This window comes from Streptomyces sp. CA-294286 (assembly GCF_050947155.1).
In the GTDB taxonomy this organism is placed as follows: Bacteria; Actinomycetota; Actinomycetes; order Streptomycetales; family Streptomycetaceae; genus Streptomyces.
Genome location: NZ_CP192004.1, coordinates 298200 through 312866 on the forward strand (window position 1 = coordinate 298200; position 14667 = coordinate 312866).

Below are 14667 nucleotides of genomic sequence, written 5' to 3' on the forward strand. Positions count from 1 at the left end.
CGCGGCCACGCGCTCCGCGGCCCCCGCAGGGGCAACGAGCGCTTCGCCGACAGGGCCGGGGTCACAGGGCCGGGGCCCGGGGTCAGTGGGTCCGGGGCCCGAGTCAGAGGGCCTGAATCGGAGGGTCCGGGTCAGAGGCCGGGGTCGCAGAACCAGGTGCGCAGGGTCCGCCGGTCAGTCGAGGGCGCGCAGGGCCAGCCGCAGCACTCCGCCGACCGTCCGACCGATCAGAGACAACAGCCCTGTCTCCACTGCCAGTTCGGCAGCGTCGGCGACGACGTCCGCCTTCTCCGACCCGGACCGGCACGACGAACAGACACGGCGCCATCTGCGCGGCCCACCGCACTTCTTGCATGACCTCATGGGCACACACTGTAATGGCTTGGCCCACGCTTGGTTCCCGAAAACGGCTGACGCCCGGGTCGCACGCGTTCACCGAGGAGTGCGCTGAGCCGTCAGCGCCCGGCGGGCAGGTGCTCCCGCACCCACGCGGGGGTGGGGTTGGTGTACGGGCGGCCCGCCACGAACACCGTCGGCACGGTCTCGTCGCCGTCGTTGACCGCCCGTACCGCGGCTGCTCCCGCCGGGTCGCGCCAGATGTCGACCCAGTGCAACTGCCGCGCCTGGCGGCCGAGTTGGATACGCAGGCGTTGGCAGTACGTACAGCCAGGGCGCCAGTAGACGACCGGCCGGCCGTCGGCCTCGCTGCGACGCTGCGCCTCCGCCGCACTGAGCGACCTCGGGAAGAGCAGGGGCGAGTTCACGACGGCGAGCAGCACGAAGAACAGCAGGAGCACCACACCGGCGACCGGGTTCCCCCTGGACATCAGCCCGGTCGCCACGACGGTGCCGCCGAGCGCCAGCAGTACCGGCAGGGTCCACGTGCGTGTCATGGAACCGCACGCTACGGGTCCCGGCACGGTTCGGCCAGTTCCCCGCCGCTCCGCAACCCCCACTCAGCTCGCCCACTCACCTCCCCCACGCTGAGTACCCCGCGCCCCCTGCCCTGAGTACCTGAGCCGATGCCCCGCCGGGCGCCCGCTGCTGGACTACGGGCATGACTCCCGCACCCGCTCCGACCGCCGCACCCGCCGCGGACCGTCCGCGCCTGCGCCAGGTGACCGCCGCCGGCACGGCACTCGCCGTGGTGCTGCTCCCGCTGGCGGCCGGGGTGCTGGTCGCCAAGGGGATGGCCGCGGACCCGCATGCCCCCGTCAACGCCCTGATGACCGGCGGCGGTCAGCGCGCCGGACTTCCCCGGGCCGAGTGGAAGCGCCGCGGCCACGCCACCGCCCGCAGGCTGCGCTCGGTCCGCCACGGCGCCGTCCGGCTGCGTGCGGCCCGCCACGGTTCCGTCCGGCTGCGTACGGTCCGTCACGGCGCCGCCCGGCTGCGCGCCCGCGTTCCGAGGGTCACCTCGACCGGCGGCGGGCCTGCTTGACCTCGCGGTCGACCGCCCAGGCGTCGGCGACCGGTCCGAGGTGCCCGAGTTTGTCGGGGTTGATCACGCCCCGGACGGTCTGGATCCGGCCGTCGAGCACGTCGAGGACCATGACGTACAGGACCTTGCCGTCCCGGTCGCGGAAGACCGCCCCCGGCTGCCCGTTGAGCTCCTGCGTCGCACAGGTCACGCCGACGCCGAGCAGCAGCGGGAAGGACGTGCCGAGCAGGCGGGAGACGTTCTCCGCGCCCACGACCGTCCGGGCCAGCTGCGGGGCCTTGCCGCCGCCGTCCCCGACGAGTTGCACGTCGGCGGCGAGCAGCTGTTGCAGCCCCGCCACGTCGCCGCCCCGCAGCGCGTCGAAGAACCGGTTCGCCAGTTCCTGCCGCTCCAGGCGGTCCGCCGCGTACCTCGGCCGCCCGGCCTCCATGTGGCGCCGGGCCCGTACGAGGAGCTGGCGGCAGGCCGCCTCCGAGCGGCCCACCGCCTCGGCGACCTCGGCGAATCCGAAGCCGAACACCTCCCGCAGCAGGAAGACGGCCCGCTCCAGCGGACTGAGCCGCTCCAGCAGCAGCAGGGCCGCCATGGACACCGAGTCGGCCAGCTCCGCCGACCTCGCCGGATCCTGGTACGGGTCGTCGAGCAGCGGCTCGGGGAACCACGGGCCGACGTACTCCTCCCGCCGCACCCGTGCCGAACGCAGCACGTCGATGGAGAGCCGGGTGACCGTCGTCGACAGGAATGCCTTGGGCGACGTCGGGCGGGTCGCCGAGCCGTCGTAGCGCAGCCACGTCTCCTGCACCGCGTCCTCGGCCTCACTCACGCTGCCCAGGATCCGGTAGGCGATCGAGAACAGCAGGGGACGCAGTTCCTCGAACTCCTCGACCTTGCCCGTCATCCCGGCTCCCCGCTGCTCTGCTGGCAAATCAGCTTCTCCTTCGGGAGGTTGTCGACGTACTTCAGTGGTGGGCCTGGCCCGCGACGTACGCCCCGGCGGGCTGCCGCGTGATGATGTTCAGCCGGTTCGCGGTGTTCATGAAGGAGATCAGCAGCACCAGGGCGGTGAGCTGCTCCTGGTCGTAGTGCTTGGCGGCGAGCTCCCACGCCCCGTCGTCGACGCCGCCGTGCGCGTCGGCGACCCGGGTGCCCTGCTCCGCCAGTTCCAGCGCGGCGCGCTCGGCCTCGGTGAAGACGGTGGCCTCGCGCCACGCCGCCACCAGGTTCAGCCGCACCGGGGTCTCGCCCGCGACGGCGGCCTCCTTGGTGTGCATGTCGATGCACATGGCGCAGCCGTTGATCTGGCTCACGCGCAGCGAGACCAGTTCCTGGGTGGCGACCGGGAGCGCCGAGTGCCGGATCGCCTGGCCGGCCGCCATGAGGTGCTTGACGGCCTTGCCCGCGGTCGGGTCGGCGAGGAAGTTGAGTCGGGCTTCCATGGTGGGCTCCTTTTGTGGTGGCGAATCGGTTCCTCATCCCTTGGGACGAGGTGGGGCGGCTCCTTGTGACACGGCCGGGTGGGCGGGCGAAACGGCGGTGGGGCGGGGTCGTACGTGAGGGGCGGGGCGGGTTCGTACGTGGGGGGGCGGGGCGGCGTCGACCTCAGGGTGGGGCCGGCCGGGGGGTCGGCGAGGACCGGCCAGGGGATGGGCGACGGCCGGCCACGGGTGGACGGGGATCGGCCGGGGGTGGGGGTTATTTGTGGGGCGGGCGGAGGCGGGTGAATGCCTTGGTGAGGGCGCTCAGGGGGGAGTCCGGCTTTGCCTGGGAGAGCGCGGGCAGGCCCGGGGGCGCGCCGTCGGACACCTCGGCCAACGCGGCGTGAGCCGCCTCCGCGGCCTCGCGGTAGAGGTCGCGGGACGTCGTCATGGCGTCGAGGGCTTCCGCGTACCGGACGACCATGGTCTGCGCGTGGGCCAGTTCCTCGTCCGGGGTGAGCAGGTGCCAGCCCAGCCGGAGCCGGGTCAGGGCCTGCTCGGCCTCGGTGGTCATCAGTTGCGGCAGGGCGGCGAACTCCTTGATCCTGTCGAGGAGTTCGGTCGGTACCGAGCCGTCCAGGAAGACGGTGCGTACGGTGAAGTCAGCCGCCTCGTACTCCGGTGCCCGCGGTTCGGCGGGCAGGACGACGGCGCCGCCGCGCGGCACCCGTACGTTCAGTTCCCGCTTCGCCGCGAAGTCGACGATCTGCGCCTGCTCGGGCGTGGCCCGGTGCTCGACGACCCGGTGACGCAGGCTCGGCGGCAGGAACGTGGAGACCGGCCGCTGCCCCAGCGCGTCCGGGGTCATCGCCTCGTGCACGACGACGTGGACGTACCAGCTCTGCCCGGCGCATTCGCGCAGCCGCTGGCGGAGTTCGTCGTCGTCCTTGGGCAGGTGGTTGACCGCGCGCAGGCGTACGCCGGGCACCGTGTCGTGGTCCCAGGCGACGCGCTCGGTGTCGGGCCAGAACACGGTGGCGGGCGAGGGCCACTCCGGGGCCCATGCCGCTTCCGCCTCGGCGGCGAGGATCCAGGTGACGCCCTCGCCGTCCTTGCAGCGGTGGTGCTCGGGGTCGTACGTGGTGAGCTGGGCGCGCACCGTGACTCCGTCGGCGGCGCGCCAGCGGGCCTCGAAGAGGCGACGGGCCGACGGGCCGGGGTCGGCGGATTCCTCGCGCGGGTGCAGGACGGTGGAACGAGCCGCCTCGACGGGGTCGAGATCCAGGAAGTCGTCGAGCACCCCGGCCGCCTTGAGGGCGATCAGGTTGCGGCGCACGTCCTGTTCGGGCTCGGGCCCGAGGTGGCGTCCGCGCCCCAGCCACGCGGTGTCGGGGACGGTGGTCGAGGGGGTGCTTTTCTTGGCCATGGAGTCGTTCTGTGAGGAGGCGAAGGCCCGACCAGTATGGTCCGTGGGCCGGTGAGGGAAAGCGGCACCCCCGCCACGGACGCGGGTCCGCGTGGAGGTCGGCCGGTGCGGCGCAGCGGATTCCGGAGGGGGAGGGAGAGGGATCGGACGTGGGGACTGCTGCGGTCAGGGCGGCGGGGCCTCGTCCGGGTGCAGTGCGTCGAGGATGAGCGTCAGACCGTAGTCGAATTCGTCCGCGTACGCGTAACCGGGCTTCAGGGCGTGCTCGGTGGCGAGTTCGGCGAGATGGGGGTGGGTGTCGGCGGGCAGGTCGCGCAGGATGGCGTCCGCGACCTCCGCCAGTTCCTCCGTGTCGCTGAACGGCAGGCTCGACTCCTGGAGCACGAAGCCGTACAGATAGCTGTCGATCAGTGAGACGGCGTGTGCGGTCATGGTGACGGAGAACCCGCCGGCGCGCAGCGCGCCGAGGACGGCGTCGTGGTGGCGCAGGGTCGCCGGCCCCGGCCGGGTACGGGAGTCCATCAGGCCGACGGCCCACGGGTGGCGGCGCAGTGCGGCGCGGGCGGACTCCGCGCGGTGGCGCATGGCGTGCTTCCAGTCGGTGTCGCGCGGCGGCAGGTCGATCTCGGCGAACACCGCGTCCACCATGCCGTCGAGGATGTCCTCCCGGCCCGCGACGTGGTGGTAGAGCGACATCGCCTCGACGCCCAGCAGGCGTGAGACGGCCCGCATGGTGAGCGCGCCGACGCCCTTCTCGTCGGCCACCGCCGTCGCCGCGCGGATCACCCGCTCCCGGGTGAGCGGAGTTCGGCCCCCGCCCGTGCGCCGCGTCCTGTCTCCGGTGTCGCTCAACTGTCCGTCCTTACCGTCCCGTTGACTGCCTTACAACATAAGGCTAGCTTGCCTTACACCATAAGGTGAGCTTTTCGGCGAAGGGACTGCGCCATGAACACGGAGCACACGGACCAAGCCCGGGGCCCCGACCGCATCAGGAAGGTGTGCGTCGTCGGGGCTTCGGGGAAGCTCGGGCAGTACATGGTCCGGCAGGCGCTGGAGCGCGGGTACGAGGTGGTCGGCGTGTGCCGCGAGGCCAGCGTGCCCAAACTGGCCGCGTTCGAGGGCCGGATGACCGTCGTGCCCGGCCCCACGAACGACCCGGAGGCGATCCGTCGGGCGGTCGCCGGGTGCGACGGGGTGCTGACGGTGCTGGCGCCGTGGGGCGTGCAGAGCTATGCGTCGGGCACCGCGCAGGCGGTCCTCGACCACGCGCGGCCGGGCGCACGCCTGGTCTTCTCCTGCGGCTGGCACATCACGCGCGACGGCAAGGACACGTACTCGCGGCTGTTCGTCCTGGGCGTGCGGATCGCGGCCTTCCTGGGCAGACTCGTCCGCGCGGTCGAGATCGACGACCAGGTGGAGGCGTGCCGACGCGTCTTCGCGAGCGGCACCCGGTGGACGGTGGTGCGCGGCAGTTCACTGGAGGAGGGCGAGAGCCAGGGGCTGCCCGTGTGGAGCCGTCGGGTCGGCGACCCGGTGCTGAAGAGCAATCTGACCCGGCGGGTCGACTTCGCCCTGTTCATGGTGGAGGCGCTGACCGACGACAGCCTCGTCCAGGAGGCCCCGGCGATCGTCGGCCGCCTCAGCCCGAGCGCCCTGGCCCACGCGGGCGTGGTGCGGGGCCACGCCCCGCAGCCCGAAGCGATGAGTTTCCGGCCCGAGGAAGGTCGACACTACGAACGGCCCTGAGACCGAGCGAAGGAGCAGCCGTGAACGACGACGACGTCTGGGCGATGGTGCACGCGGAGCGGGCGGCGCTGATCGAGGACCTCGCGAAGCTCGACGACGAGCAGTGGCGCACGCCGTCGCTCTGTGCCGGGTGGACCGTGCACGACGTGGCGGCCCACCTGGTCGACACCGCCCGTACGACGCGTCTGGGTTTCGTGGCGGCGATGGTCCGGGCCCGGTTCGACTTCGACCGGCAGAACGCGCGCGGGGTGGCGCGCGAACGGGCCGGCTCGCCGCAGGAGACGTGGGAGCGGCTGCGCGAGGTGGCGACGCGGACGTCGACGCCGCCCGCTCCCCTGGACACCCGGCTCGTCGAGGAGGTCGTCCACGGCGAGGACATCCGGAGACCACTGGGCCTCACCCGCGCCTACCCGGTGGAAGCCGTCGTACGGGCACTGCGCCTCCAGGCACGTACCCCGGCGACCTTCGGCGGGGCGAAGGAACGGGTGGCCGGGCTCCGTCTGGTGGCCACGGACACCGATCTGACACTCGGGGAGGCCGGTCCGCCGAAGGGGGAATCCGCGGACGGCTCCGAAGTGCGCGGGAGCGCGCTCGCCCTCCTGCTCGCCGTCTGCGGACGCCCGGTACCGCCGGACGCGCTCTCGGGACCGGGCGCCGGCGCGCTGACGTGAGAAGCCGGATACGGCCCGACCGGTACGGGCCCCTCACCTGCTCACTCCGCATCCGGCGGGCGGCGAGCAGGTGCGGGTGCTTGCACCCCGCGCCCGGCGGGCAGCGAGCGAGTACGGACCCCTCACCCCGCGTCCGGCGGGTAGCGGGCGGCCAGGGTCCGCACCGTCGCGGTGAGGCGGGCGCGCAGGGCGGGCGGGGCGAGCACCTCGACGTCGGCCCCCAGACCCAGGAAGACGCCGTGCGCGTGGTCGAGTGACTCGATGGGAACGGTGCCGCGGATCCAGCCGTCGGGGCCGGGCACTCCGTTGACGGCGAGGGCACGGGCCGCGGCCGGAGTGAGGCGGGGGACGGCGCGCGGGTGGAGGCGCACCTCGGCCTCCTCCTGGTGCAGACGCGCGTGGAAGTCCGTCTGGTGGCGGCGCCAGTACGCGGGCAGGTCGAACCCGTCCGGGACAGTGAACTCCTCGGCACCGAGGGCGAGTTCGAGGATCTGATCGACGCGGTAGGTGCGGAGGTGGGAACTCGGGGCGGGGCCGGAACTCGCGGAGGGGCCGGGGCCCGGGGTGGGGCCGGAACTCGCGGAGGGGCCGGGGCCCGGGGAGGGGTCGGGCGATGTGCGCGGGGAGGGGCCAGAACTCGGCGAGGGGGTGGGGCTCGGAGAGGGGTCGGAGCTTTGCGTGCGGTCGGGGGATGTGCGCGGGTCGGGGCTCGGGTCCGAGGACGCGACGACGTACCAGCGCCCCGCTTTGAGGACCAGTCCGTACGGTTCGAGGCGTCGCCCGACCTCGGTGGGTTCCTTCCAGCGCCGGTAGCGGACGTGCAGGACGCGCCTGTGCCAGACCGCCTCGGCGACCTGCGGGAGGTACGGGACCTCGTCGTCGGGGGCGTACCAACCCGGAGCGTCCAGATGGAAACGGGCGCTCAACCGGTCGGCCTGGTCCCGGAGTTCGGCCGGGAGAGCGGTACGGAGCTTGAGCTGCGCGGCGGCGAGGGCCGGGCCGAGGCCGAGTTCGGCGGCGGGTCCGGGCAGCCCGGAGAGGAACAGCGCTTCGGCCTCGTCGGCGTTGAGACCGGTGAGGCGGGTGCGGTAGCCGTCGTGGAGGCGATAGCCGCCGCCGTGCCCGGCGTCCGCGTACAGGGGGACGCCCGCCGCGAGCAGGGCGTCGACGTCGCGGTAGACGGTGCGCACGGAGACGTCGAGTTCGACGGCGAGATCGGCGGCGGTCGCACGGCCCCGGTTCTGGAGGAGCAGCAGGATCGACAGGAGACGGCTGGATTTCACTGACAGAGGGTGTCAGTGAAGCGGGTCTACGGTCCAGCCATGACCTCGCCCGAGAAGCTCCTCCTGGAGCACACCGATCTCCCTGAGCACACCGCTGACACCGCTGACACCACACACACCGATCACACCAGAAGCACCGAGCGCTTGAGAAGCACTGAACGCACCGGAAGCACCGAGCCCGCCGAACAGGCCGCGAACTCCGCAGACGCCGCGAACACCGCAGACGCCTCGAACGCCGCAGACGCCGGGAACACCGACGCCTCCCCCACCGGAGCCGCCTTCGCCGAGAAGCTGATCTGGACCCGCCCGGTGATCGAGGTCGCCGGGCGGCACGTCAAGCGCTATCTCGTCGCCGCCGACCGGGCCGCGCTCACGCCCGCCGTCGAGGAGGCCGCGTACGCGATCCTCCCGGAGCTGCTGCCCGAGCCCGACGGGACGCCGCCCGCCACCTTCGTGGTCCTGCACAAGGGCGGCGACAGCGGCGCGTACCTCAACGCGTACAGCTGGACGTGGGACAACGCCCTGTACTTCGGCGGCGCGGCGGCGGGCCAGCCCGCGCTCGGCTGCCCGGACCAGGACCCGACGCACTTCGTCGTCCTGGACCGTTCACTGATCGGCTGCGTGTGGGAACTGCCGCCGCTGCTGCACGAACGGGACGCCTGGGTACGGCACATGCTCGCCCCGCACCCCCCGGCCCCCGCCGACCTGCCCGCCCGCCTCGACGCGTACCTCGTCGACGTGATGCCCGGCCGCACCACCGGGGACCGACTGTGAACGGCTCCGCGGCCACGGGCACGGGCGACTTCGACTTCTTCGTCGGTACCTGGGACGTCGCCAACCGCCGTCGTACGGACTTCCTCGACGCGTCGAGCGAGTGGGAGGAGTTCCCGGGCGTCACCCACGGGTCCCGGCACTTCGACGGCAGCGCGCACTTCGACGAGATCGACTTCCCGACGAAGGGCTCCACCGGTCTCACGCTGCGACTGTACGACCCGGGGCTCGCCCGGTGGTCGCTGTACTGGGCGAGCAAGCGCACGGGGACGCTGTTCCCGCCCGTGACCGGTGCGTTCCGGGACGGCCGGGGCGAGTTCCACGGCGACGACACCTACGAAGGGACGCCGGTCCTGGTGCGTTTCGTGTGGTCGGGGATCACGGGGGACGCCGCACGGTGGGAGCAGGCGTTCTCCGTGGACGGCGGCACGAGCTGGCTGACGAACTGGGTGATGGAGTTCGAGCGGCGGAGGGGGTGAGGCGGCGGCCCGGGGCACGAGGCCGGCCGCAACGGCGGGGGTGAGCCGGGCCGGGGCAGGCGGGCGACCGTACGGGATGCCGTGGCGGTGACCCGTTGCCGTCCGCTCAACCGAGGTCGACCGTCACGTGCGGGGCCAGCGCGCGCAGGAAGTCCACCGCGTCGAACATCTCCCCGGCGGAGGCGACGCCCGTCGTACGGGTGCGGCCGGACAGGACGCGTTCGACGGCCTCCGCCACCAGCGGTGCGGTGACCGCGTAGATGTCCCGGCCCCGGGCGGTGGCGCGGCGTTCGGCGCCGCCCGCGCGGACCAGGACGTCGACGAGGAAGGTCTGGTCGGAACGGCCGAGCGCGTCGACGGGCTCCGGGCCGGGGGTGGCCTCGTCGGCCAGGTCGCGGGCGGCCTCGACGGACATGTGGGTGCGGACCTCGGGTATGTCCAGGTGGCTGGGGACGGTGACGACGTCGGCCATGGTGAAGTCGGCGACGACCCTGCGCCGTCCCGTGGGCGGTGGGAAGTCCCAGTCCTGCTCGGCGAGTTGCTCGTCGTGGTGGCGCAGGACGCCTCCGGTGTACCGCAGTCGGCGGCCCGCGCGGCGCCGGTGGGAGACCTGTCCCGCCGTGCGGGTGCCGGGCGTCGGACGCCAGCCGCTGAGCCCGTAGGCGACCTGCGCCTCGTCCGCCGCGGGCCACTCGCCCATCGCCGCGGTCACCAGCAGGTCGCCGAGGCCGCCGTAGAACGCCATGGCGGGCACCACCGGCACCCCCGCGGCACGGGCCGCTTCCGCGTGGTCGTCGAACATCGCGGCGTTCGCCTCGATCTCCGCGGCGACGTCGAGGTACGGGATCCCCGCACGCAACGCCGCCTCGACGACGGGACCCGCCGTCACCGCGAACGGTCCGGCGCAGTTGACGACGGCCGCGGCACCGGCGAGGGCACGGTCCAGCGAGCCGGGGTCGTCGACCGCGGCAGGGCGTACGGCCTCTTCCCCGCCGTGCTCGGCCGCCAGTTCCTCCAGCGGGGCCGCGCTGCGACCCGAGACGACGGTGGCGATGCCGCGTCTGCGCAGCTCGGCGACGACGAAGCGGCCGGTGTGCCCGGTGGCGCCGTAGACGACGACGGTGGCTGACGTACTCATGGTCGATCCCCGTTCCCGGTGTGGTGAGGGCTTCAGTCTGGGCGCGTGCGGGCCGCCGGGCGAGGGTCCGGAACGACGCCGTGCGTACACTTTCGGACATGCGTTCCGTCGCGTTGCTGACCGCCGGTCGGGTGCTGCACTTCGAGCTGGGGGTGGCGTACGAGATCTTCGGCAACCCGCCCCGCGGGGCGGGCGGTGTCGCGGAGGGCGACTGGTACGACGTGACGCTGTGCGGTCCCGGGCCCGTGGGGGTCGGCCCGTTCACCGTCGAGCCCCGGCACGGGCTGGAGCACGCCCTCGGCGCGGACCTGGTGATCGTGCCGGCCTGCGCGGACGTGGACGAGCCGCCCCCGGCCGAGCTGGTGGAGACCGTACGGGCGGCGCACGCGGCGGGGGCCCGGGTGGCGTCCCTGTGCACGGGGGCGTTCGTTCTGGGGGCGGCGGGTCTGCTGGACGGGCGGCGGGCCACCACCCACTGGGCGCACGCGGCGGAGCTGGCCGCCCGGCATCCGCTGGCCGTCGTCGACGCGGACGTGCTGTACACGGACAACGGCAGCGTCCTCACCGCCGCGGGCAAGGCCGCCGCCGTGGACCTCTGCCTGCACCTCGTCCACCACGACCACGGTGCCGCCGTCGCCAACTCGGTGGCCCGCCGTCTCGTCATGCCGCCGCACCGGCCGGGCGGGCAGGCCCAGTTCGCCGCCACGCCCGTGCAGATCACGGCGGGCGACGACGCGCTCGTCCATCTGCTCGCCTGGGCCAGGCAGCGGCTGGACCAGCCGCTGACGGTGGACGACCTGGCCCGGCAGGCGAACGTCGGCCCACGCCAACTCGGCCGCCGGTTCCGGTCGGTGACCGGGCAGCCGCCGCTGCAATGGCTCCTGGCCCAGCGTGTGCACCGGGCCCAGGAGCTGCTGGAAGCCACCGACATGAGCGTCGAGGCGGTCGCCGTCGCGACGGGCATGGGCACCGCGACGACGCTGCGCCGTCAGTTCAAGCGCGTCGTGGGCGTGCCGCCGGACAGCTACCGGCGGGCGTTCCGCAGCGGGAGTCCGGGCCGAACGGGACCGGCCCGGGGAGCGGGCGTGGTCTCTCCCCGGTGACGGCGCGGAGGGCCGCCCTCCTTCGGAGGAGCCGGGTCGGACCCGCCTCGGTCAGAGGTGCCCGTCGAGGAAGTCCCTGAACTGCGTACGGTCCATGGGCCCGGTCTCCGCCGTCGCCGTGCCGTCGCTCCCGATCAGTACGAAGGCGGGGGCGCCCGTCACGCCGTACCGCTTCGTCGGCTCCGGGCAGCGGCTGATGTCCGCCTTGACGCAGGTCAGCCGCCCCTCGTACGCGCGGGCCATCTCCCCGACGACGGTGTCCATCTCCTTGCACGCCTGGACCGCCTTGGGCCAGGTGCCGGAGAAGTACGCGAGGACCGGGCCGTTCGCCCTCGCGAGGATGAAGTCGAACTCGGCGCTCTCCATCGGCTGATGGACCCTGCTGCCCGCCACGGGTGCTCCTTCCGGAACGCGATAGGTGATGACCTGCGGTGATGCTCGCCGGTCCGGTCCCCATCATGCCCCGTGCGACGGCACGGGCGCTCCCGCGCTCCCCTCCCCCGGGCGGGAGACCCGGCCGGGAGAGAGGAGCGGCACGCTCACGCCCCGACGTACTCCGCCAGGTGCTCCCCGGTGAGGGTGGAGCGGGCGGCGACGAGGTCGGCGGGGGTGCCCTCGAAGACGATCTCGCCGCCGTCGTGGCCGGCCCCCGGACCGAGGTCGATGATCCAGTCGGCGTGCGCCATCACGGCCTGGTGGTGTTCGACGACGATGACCGACTTGCCGGAGTCGACGAGCCGGTCGAGCAGGCCGAGCAGTTGCTCGACGTCGGCGAGGTGGAGGCCGGTGGTCGGCTCGTCCAGGACGTACACGCCGCCCTTGTTGCCCATGTGGGTGGCGAGCTTGAGCCGCTGGCGTTCACCGCCGGACAGGGTGGTCAGGGGCTGGCCGAGGCTGAGGTAGCCGAGGCCGACGTCGGCGAGGCGGGCGAGGATGCGGTGCGCGGCCGGCAGGTGCGCGTCGCCGGAGCCCTGGCCGAAGAACTCCTCGGCCTCCGCCACCGACATCGCCAGTACCTCGCTGATGTCCCGGCCGCCGAAGCGGTACTCCAGTACGGACGCTTCGAACCGCTTGCCCTCGCACTCCTCGCAGGGGGTGGCGACCCCGGCCATCATCGCCAGGTCGGTGTAGATGACGCCCGCGCCGTTGCAGACGGGGCAGGCACCCTCGGAGTTGGCGCTGAACAGGGCCGGCTTCACTCCGTTGGCCTTGGCGAAGGCCTTGCGGATCGGTTCGAGGAGGCCGGTGTACGTCGCCGGGTTGCTGCGCCGTGAGCCCCGGATGGGCGTCTGGTCGACCGACACGACGCCCGCGGAGGCGGGGATCGACCCGTGCACGAGCGAGCTCTTGCCGGATCCGGCGACCCCGGTGACGACGGTCAGCACGCCGAGCGGGATGTCCACGTCGACGGCCCGCAGGTTGTGCTTGTCCGCGCCGCGGATCTCCAGGACTCCGTTGGGCCGGCGCACCGACTCCTTGACCGCGGCCCGGTCGTCGAAGTGGCGGCCGGTGACGGTGCCGCTGGTGCGCAGCCCCTCGACGGTGCCCTCGAAGCAGATCGTGCCGCCGCCCGAGCCCGCGGCGGGGCCGAGGTCGACGACGTGGTCGGCGACGCGGATCGTCTCGGGCTTGTGCTCGACGACGAGGACCGTGTTGCCCTTGTCGCGCAGCCGCAGGAGGAGGTCGTTCATCCGGCTGATGTCGTGCGGGTGCAGGCCGATCGTCGGCTCGTCGAAGACGTACGTGACGTCGGTGAGCGGGGAGCCGAGGTGACGGATCATCTTGACGCGCTGCGCCTCGCCGCCGGAGAGGGTGCCCGCGGGACGGTCGAGCGCGAGGTAGCCGAGGCCGATCTCCACGAACGAGTCGAGGGTCTGCTGGAGCGCGGCGAGGAGCGGGGCCACGGAGGGCTCCGTCAGCTTCCGTACCCACTCCGCCAGGTCCCTGATCTCCATGGCGCAGGCGTCCGCGATGCTGATCCCGTCGATCTTGGAGGACCTGGCCGCCTCGCTCAGCCGGGTGCCGTCGCACTCCGGGCAGCGGGTGAAGGTGACCGCCCGGTCCACGAACTCGCGGATGTGCGGCTGCATCGCTTCCCGGTCCTTGGACAGGAACGACTTCTGGATCTTGGGGATGAGTCCCTCGAAGGTGAGGTTCACCCCGTCGACCTTGACCTTGGTCGGTTCCTGGTGGAGGAAGGCCTGCATCTCCTTCTTGGTGAACTTCGCGATCGGCTTGTTCGGGTCGAGGAGGCCGGACTCGGCGTACACCCGTACCGTCCAGAAGCTGTCGGACTTCCAGCCCGGGATGGTGAAGGCACCCTCCGCGAGGGACTTGGAGTCGTCGTACAGCTGGGTGAGGTCGATGTCGGAGACCGAGCCCCGGCCCTCGCAGCGCACGCACATCCCGCCGGTACGGGTGAAGGAGACCTTCTCGGTCTTCGTCTTGTCCGCACCGCGCTCGACCCGGAACCCGCCGCTCGCGCTGACCGACGCGACGTTGAAGGAGAACGCGCCGGGCGAGCCGATGTGCGGGGTGCCGAGCCGGCTGAAGAGGATGCGCAGCATGGCGTTGGCGTCGGTGGCCGTGCCGACGGTGGAGCGGGGGTCGGAGCCCATCCGCTGCTGGTCGACGATGATCGCGGTCGTCAGCCCTTCGAGGACGTCGACGTCGGGGCGGGCCAGGGTCGGCATGAAGCCCTGGACGAAGCTGCTGTACGTCTCGTTGATCAGCCGCTGCGACTCGGCGGCGACCGTGCCGAACACGAGGGAGCTCTTGCCCGACCCCGAGACGCCGGTGAACACGGTCAGCTGTCGCTTGGGGATGTCGACGCTGATGTCCTTGAGGTTGTTGACGCGTGCGCCCTGGACGCGAATGAGATCGCGCGCCCCGGCCCGGCCGGCCGCCGGCGACGCCCCCGCTGCCGCCGGTGTCTTGGCCGCCGTCCTACGGGCAGGGGCTTTGGCCGCCGTCTTACCGACAGCTGCCTCGGCCGCTTTCTTGACCGTGCTCATCGTGTCTCCAAGTGTTCACCGGGGCCGCCTCGCACGGCCTCCCCCAATATCGCCCGGATCACCCGCACGAGCAGGCAGAACGTTCGATTCCGCTCCGCCGGTGCGCCCGTGAAGTCCGTGAAGTCCGTGTCACCCCACGCTACGGGCGCGGCAGCGGGTTCCGCTTCTCCGTTCCTGACG

The 14667-nt window shown here is 72.7% G+C and carries 16 protein-coding genes; 6 read left to right on the forward strand and 10 right to left on the reverse strand.

Annotated features, from left to right (window positions below; genetic code table 11):
• Positions 1-174 precede the first annotated feature (174 nt).
• Together ACQPZG_RS01380 and ACQPZG_RS01385 are read right to left on the reverse strand one after the other, a co-directional pair.
• Positions 175-363: a hypothetical protein gene (locus ACQPZG_RS01380; protein WP_433543899.1), complete on the reverse strand. Its 189-nt coding sequence runs from the start codon at positions 361-363 to the stop codon at positions 175-177.
• A gap of 92 nt (positions 364-455) precedes the next feature.
• Positions 456-893 carry a glutaredoxin domain-containing protein gene (locus ACQPZG_RS01385; protein ID WP_433543900.1) on the reverse strand — a complete coding sequence of 146 codons (438 nt, stop codon included), beginning with the start codon at positions 891-893 and terminating at the stop codon, positions 456-458.
• A gap of 164 nt (positions 894-1057) precedes the next feature.
• On the opposite strand from ACQPZG_RS01385, the gene ACQPZG_RS01390 reads away from it, so the two are divergent.
• Positions 1058-1441, forward strand: a complete 384-nt coding sequence (locus ACQPZG_RS01390) for a hypothetical protein (RefSeq protein WP_433543901.1) — start codon at positions 1058-1060, stop codon at positions 1439-1441.
• Here ACQPZG_RS01390 and ACQPZG_RS01395 read toward each other — a convergent pair.
• From ACQPZG_RS01395 to ACQPZG_RS01410, 4 genes are all read right to left on the reverse strand, one after another.
• On the reverse strand, positions 1413-2339 hold the full coding sequence (locus ACQPZG_RS01395; RefSeq protein WP_433544587.1) for an RNA polymerase sigma-70 factor: 927 nt from the start codon (positions 2337-2339) through the stop codon (positions 1413-1415). The genes ACQPZG_RS01390 and ACQPZG_RS01395 overlap by 29 nt on opposite strands.
• A gap of 61 nt (positions 2340-2400) precedes the next feature.
• The gene (locus tag ACQPZG_RS01400; protein WP_433543902.1) at positions 2401-2877 is read right to left on the reverse strand and encodes a carboxymuconolactone decarboxylase family protein; all 477 of its coding nucleotides are present in this window, start codon (positions 2875-2877) and stop codon (positions 2401-2403) included.
• 256 nt (positions 2878-3133) lie between these two features.
• Entirely contained in the window at positions 3134-4282 is a 1149-nt protein-coding gene (locus ACQPZG_RS01405; protein ID WP_433543903.1) for a hypothetical protein, read from the reverse strand.
• Positions 4283-4447: 165 nt separating this feature from the next.
• Positions 4448-5134: a TetR/AcrR family transcriptional regulator gene (locus tag ACQPZG_RS01410; RefSeq protein ID WP_433543904.1), complete on the reverse strand. Its 687-nt coding sequence runs from the start codon at positions 5132-5134 to the stop codon at positions 4448-4450.
• Positions 5135-5227: 93 nt separating this feature from the next.
• Here ACQPZG_RS01410 and ACQPZG_RS01415 point away from each other — a divergent pair, with 93 nt between their 5' ends.
• Positions 5228-6028, forward strand: a complete 801-nt coding sequence (locus ACQPZG_RS01415) for an NAD(P)-dependent oxidoreductase (RefSeq protein WP_433543905.1) — start codon at positions 5228-5230, stop codon at positions 6026-6028.
• A 44-nt stretch (positions 6029-6072) separates the two neighbouring features.
• Positions 6073-6699 carry a maleylpyruvate isomerase family mycothiol-dependent enzyme gene (locus ACQPZG_RS01420; RefSeq protein WP_433544588.1) on the forward strand — a complete coding sequence of 209 codons (627 nt, stop codon included), beginning with the start codon at positions 6073-6075 and terminating at the stop codon, positions 6697-6699.
• Between the two features lie 122 nt (positions 6700-6821).
• On the opposite strand, the gene ACQPZG_RS01425 is transcribed toward ACQPZG_RS01420, so the two are convergent.
• Positions 6822-7982: a helix-turn-helix transcriptional regulator gene (locus ACQPZG_RS01425; RefSeq protein WP_433543906.1), complete on the reverse strand. Its 1161-nt coding sequence runs from the start codon at positions 7980-7982 to the stop codon at positions 6822-6824.
• A 291-nt stretch (positions 7983-8273) separates the two neighbouring features.
• Here ACQPZG_RS01425 and ACQPZG_RS01430 point away from each other — a divergent pair, with 291 nt between their 5' ends.
• Together ACQPZG_RS01430 and ACQPZG_RS01435 are read left to right on the forward strand one after the other, a co-directional pair.
• On the forward strand, positions 8274-8756 hold the full coding sequence (locus ACQPZG_RS01430) for a hypothetical protein (protein ID WP_433544589.1): 483 nt from the start codon (positions 8274-8276) through the stop codon (positions 8754-8756).
• The gene (locus ACQPZG_RS01435; protein WP_433543907.1) at positions 8753-9232 is read left to right on the forward strand and encodes a hypothetical protein; all 480 of its coding nucleotides are present in this window, start codon (positions 8753-8755) and stop codon (positions 9230-9232) included. The genes ACQPZG_RS01430 and ACQPZG_RS01435 overlap by 4 nt, the downstream gene beginning before the upstream one ends.
• Before the next feature lie 106 nt (positions 9233-9338).
• Here ACQPZG_RS01435 and ACQPZG_RS01440 read toward each other — a convergent pair whose 3' ends face one another.
• Positions 9339-10370, reverse strand: a complete 1032-nt coding sequence (locus ACQPZG_RS01440; protein ID WP_433543908.1) for a saccharopine dehydrogenase family protein — start codon at positions 10368-10370, stop codon at positions 9339-9341.
• A gap of 98 nt (positions 10371-10468) precedes the next feature.
• Here ACQPZG_RS01440 and ACQPZG_RS01445 point away from each other — a divergent pair, with 98 nt between their 5' ends.
• Entirely contained in the window at positions 10469-11473 is a 1005-nt protein-coding gene (locus ACQPZG_RS01445) for a GlxA family transcriptional regulator (RefSeq protein ID WP_433543909.1), read from the forward strand.
• 51 nt (positions 11474-11524) lie between these two features.
• Here the strand turns inward: ACQPZG_RS01445 and ACQPZG_RS01450 are convergent, their stop codons facing one another.
• Together ACQPZG_RS01450 and ACQPZG_RS01455 are read right to left on the reverse strand one after the other, a co-directional pair.
• Positions 11525-11839, reverse strand: a complete 315-nt coding sequence (locus tag ACQPZG_RS01450; RefSeq protein WP_433544590.1) for a thioredoxin family protein — start codon at positions 11837-11839, stop codon at positions 11525-11527.
• Between the two features lie 173 nt (positions 11840-12012).
• Positions 12013-14487: an ATP-binding cassette domain-containing protein gene (locus tag ACQPZG_RS01455; protein WP_433543910.1), complete on the reverse strand. Its 2475-nt coding sequence runs from the start codon at positions 14485-14487 to the stop codon at positions 12013-12015.
• Between the last annotated feature and the right edge of the window lie 180 nt (positions 14488-14667).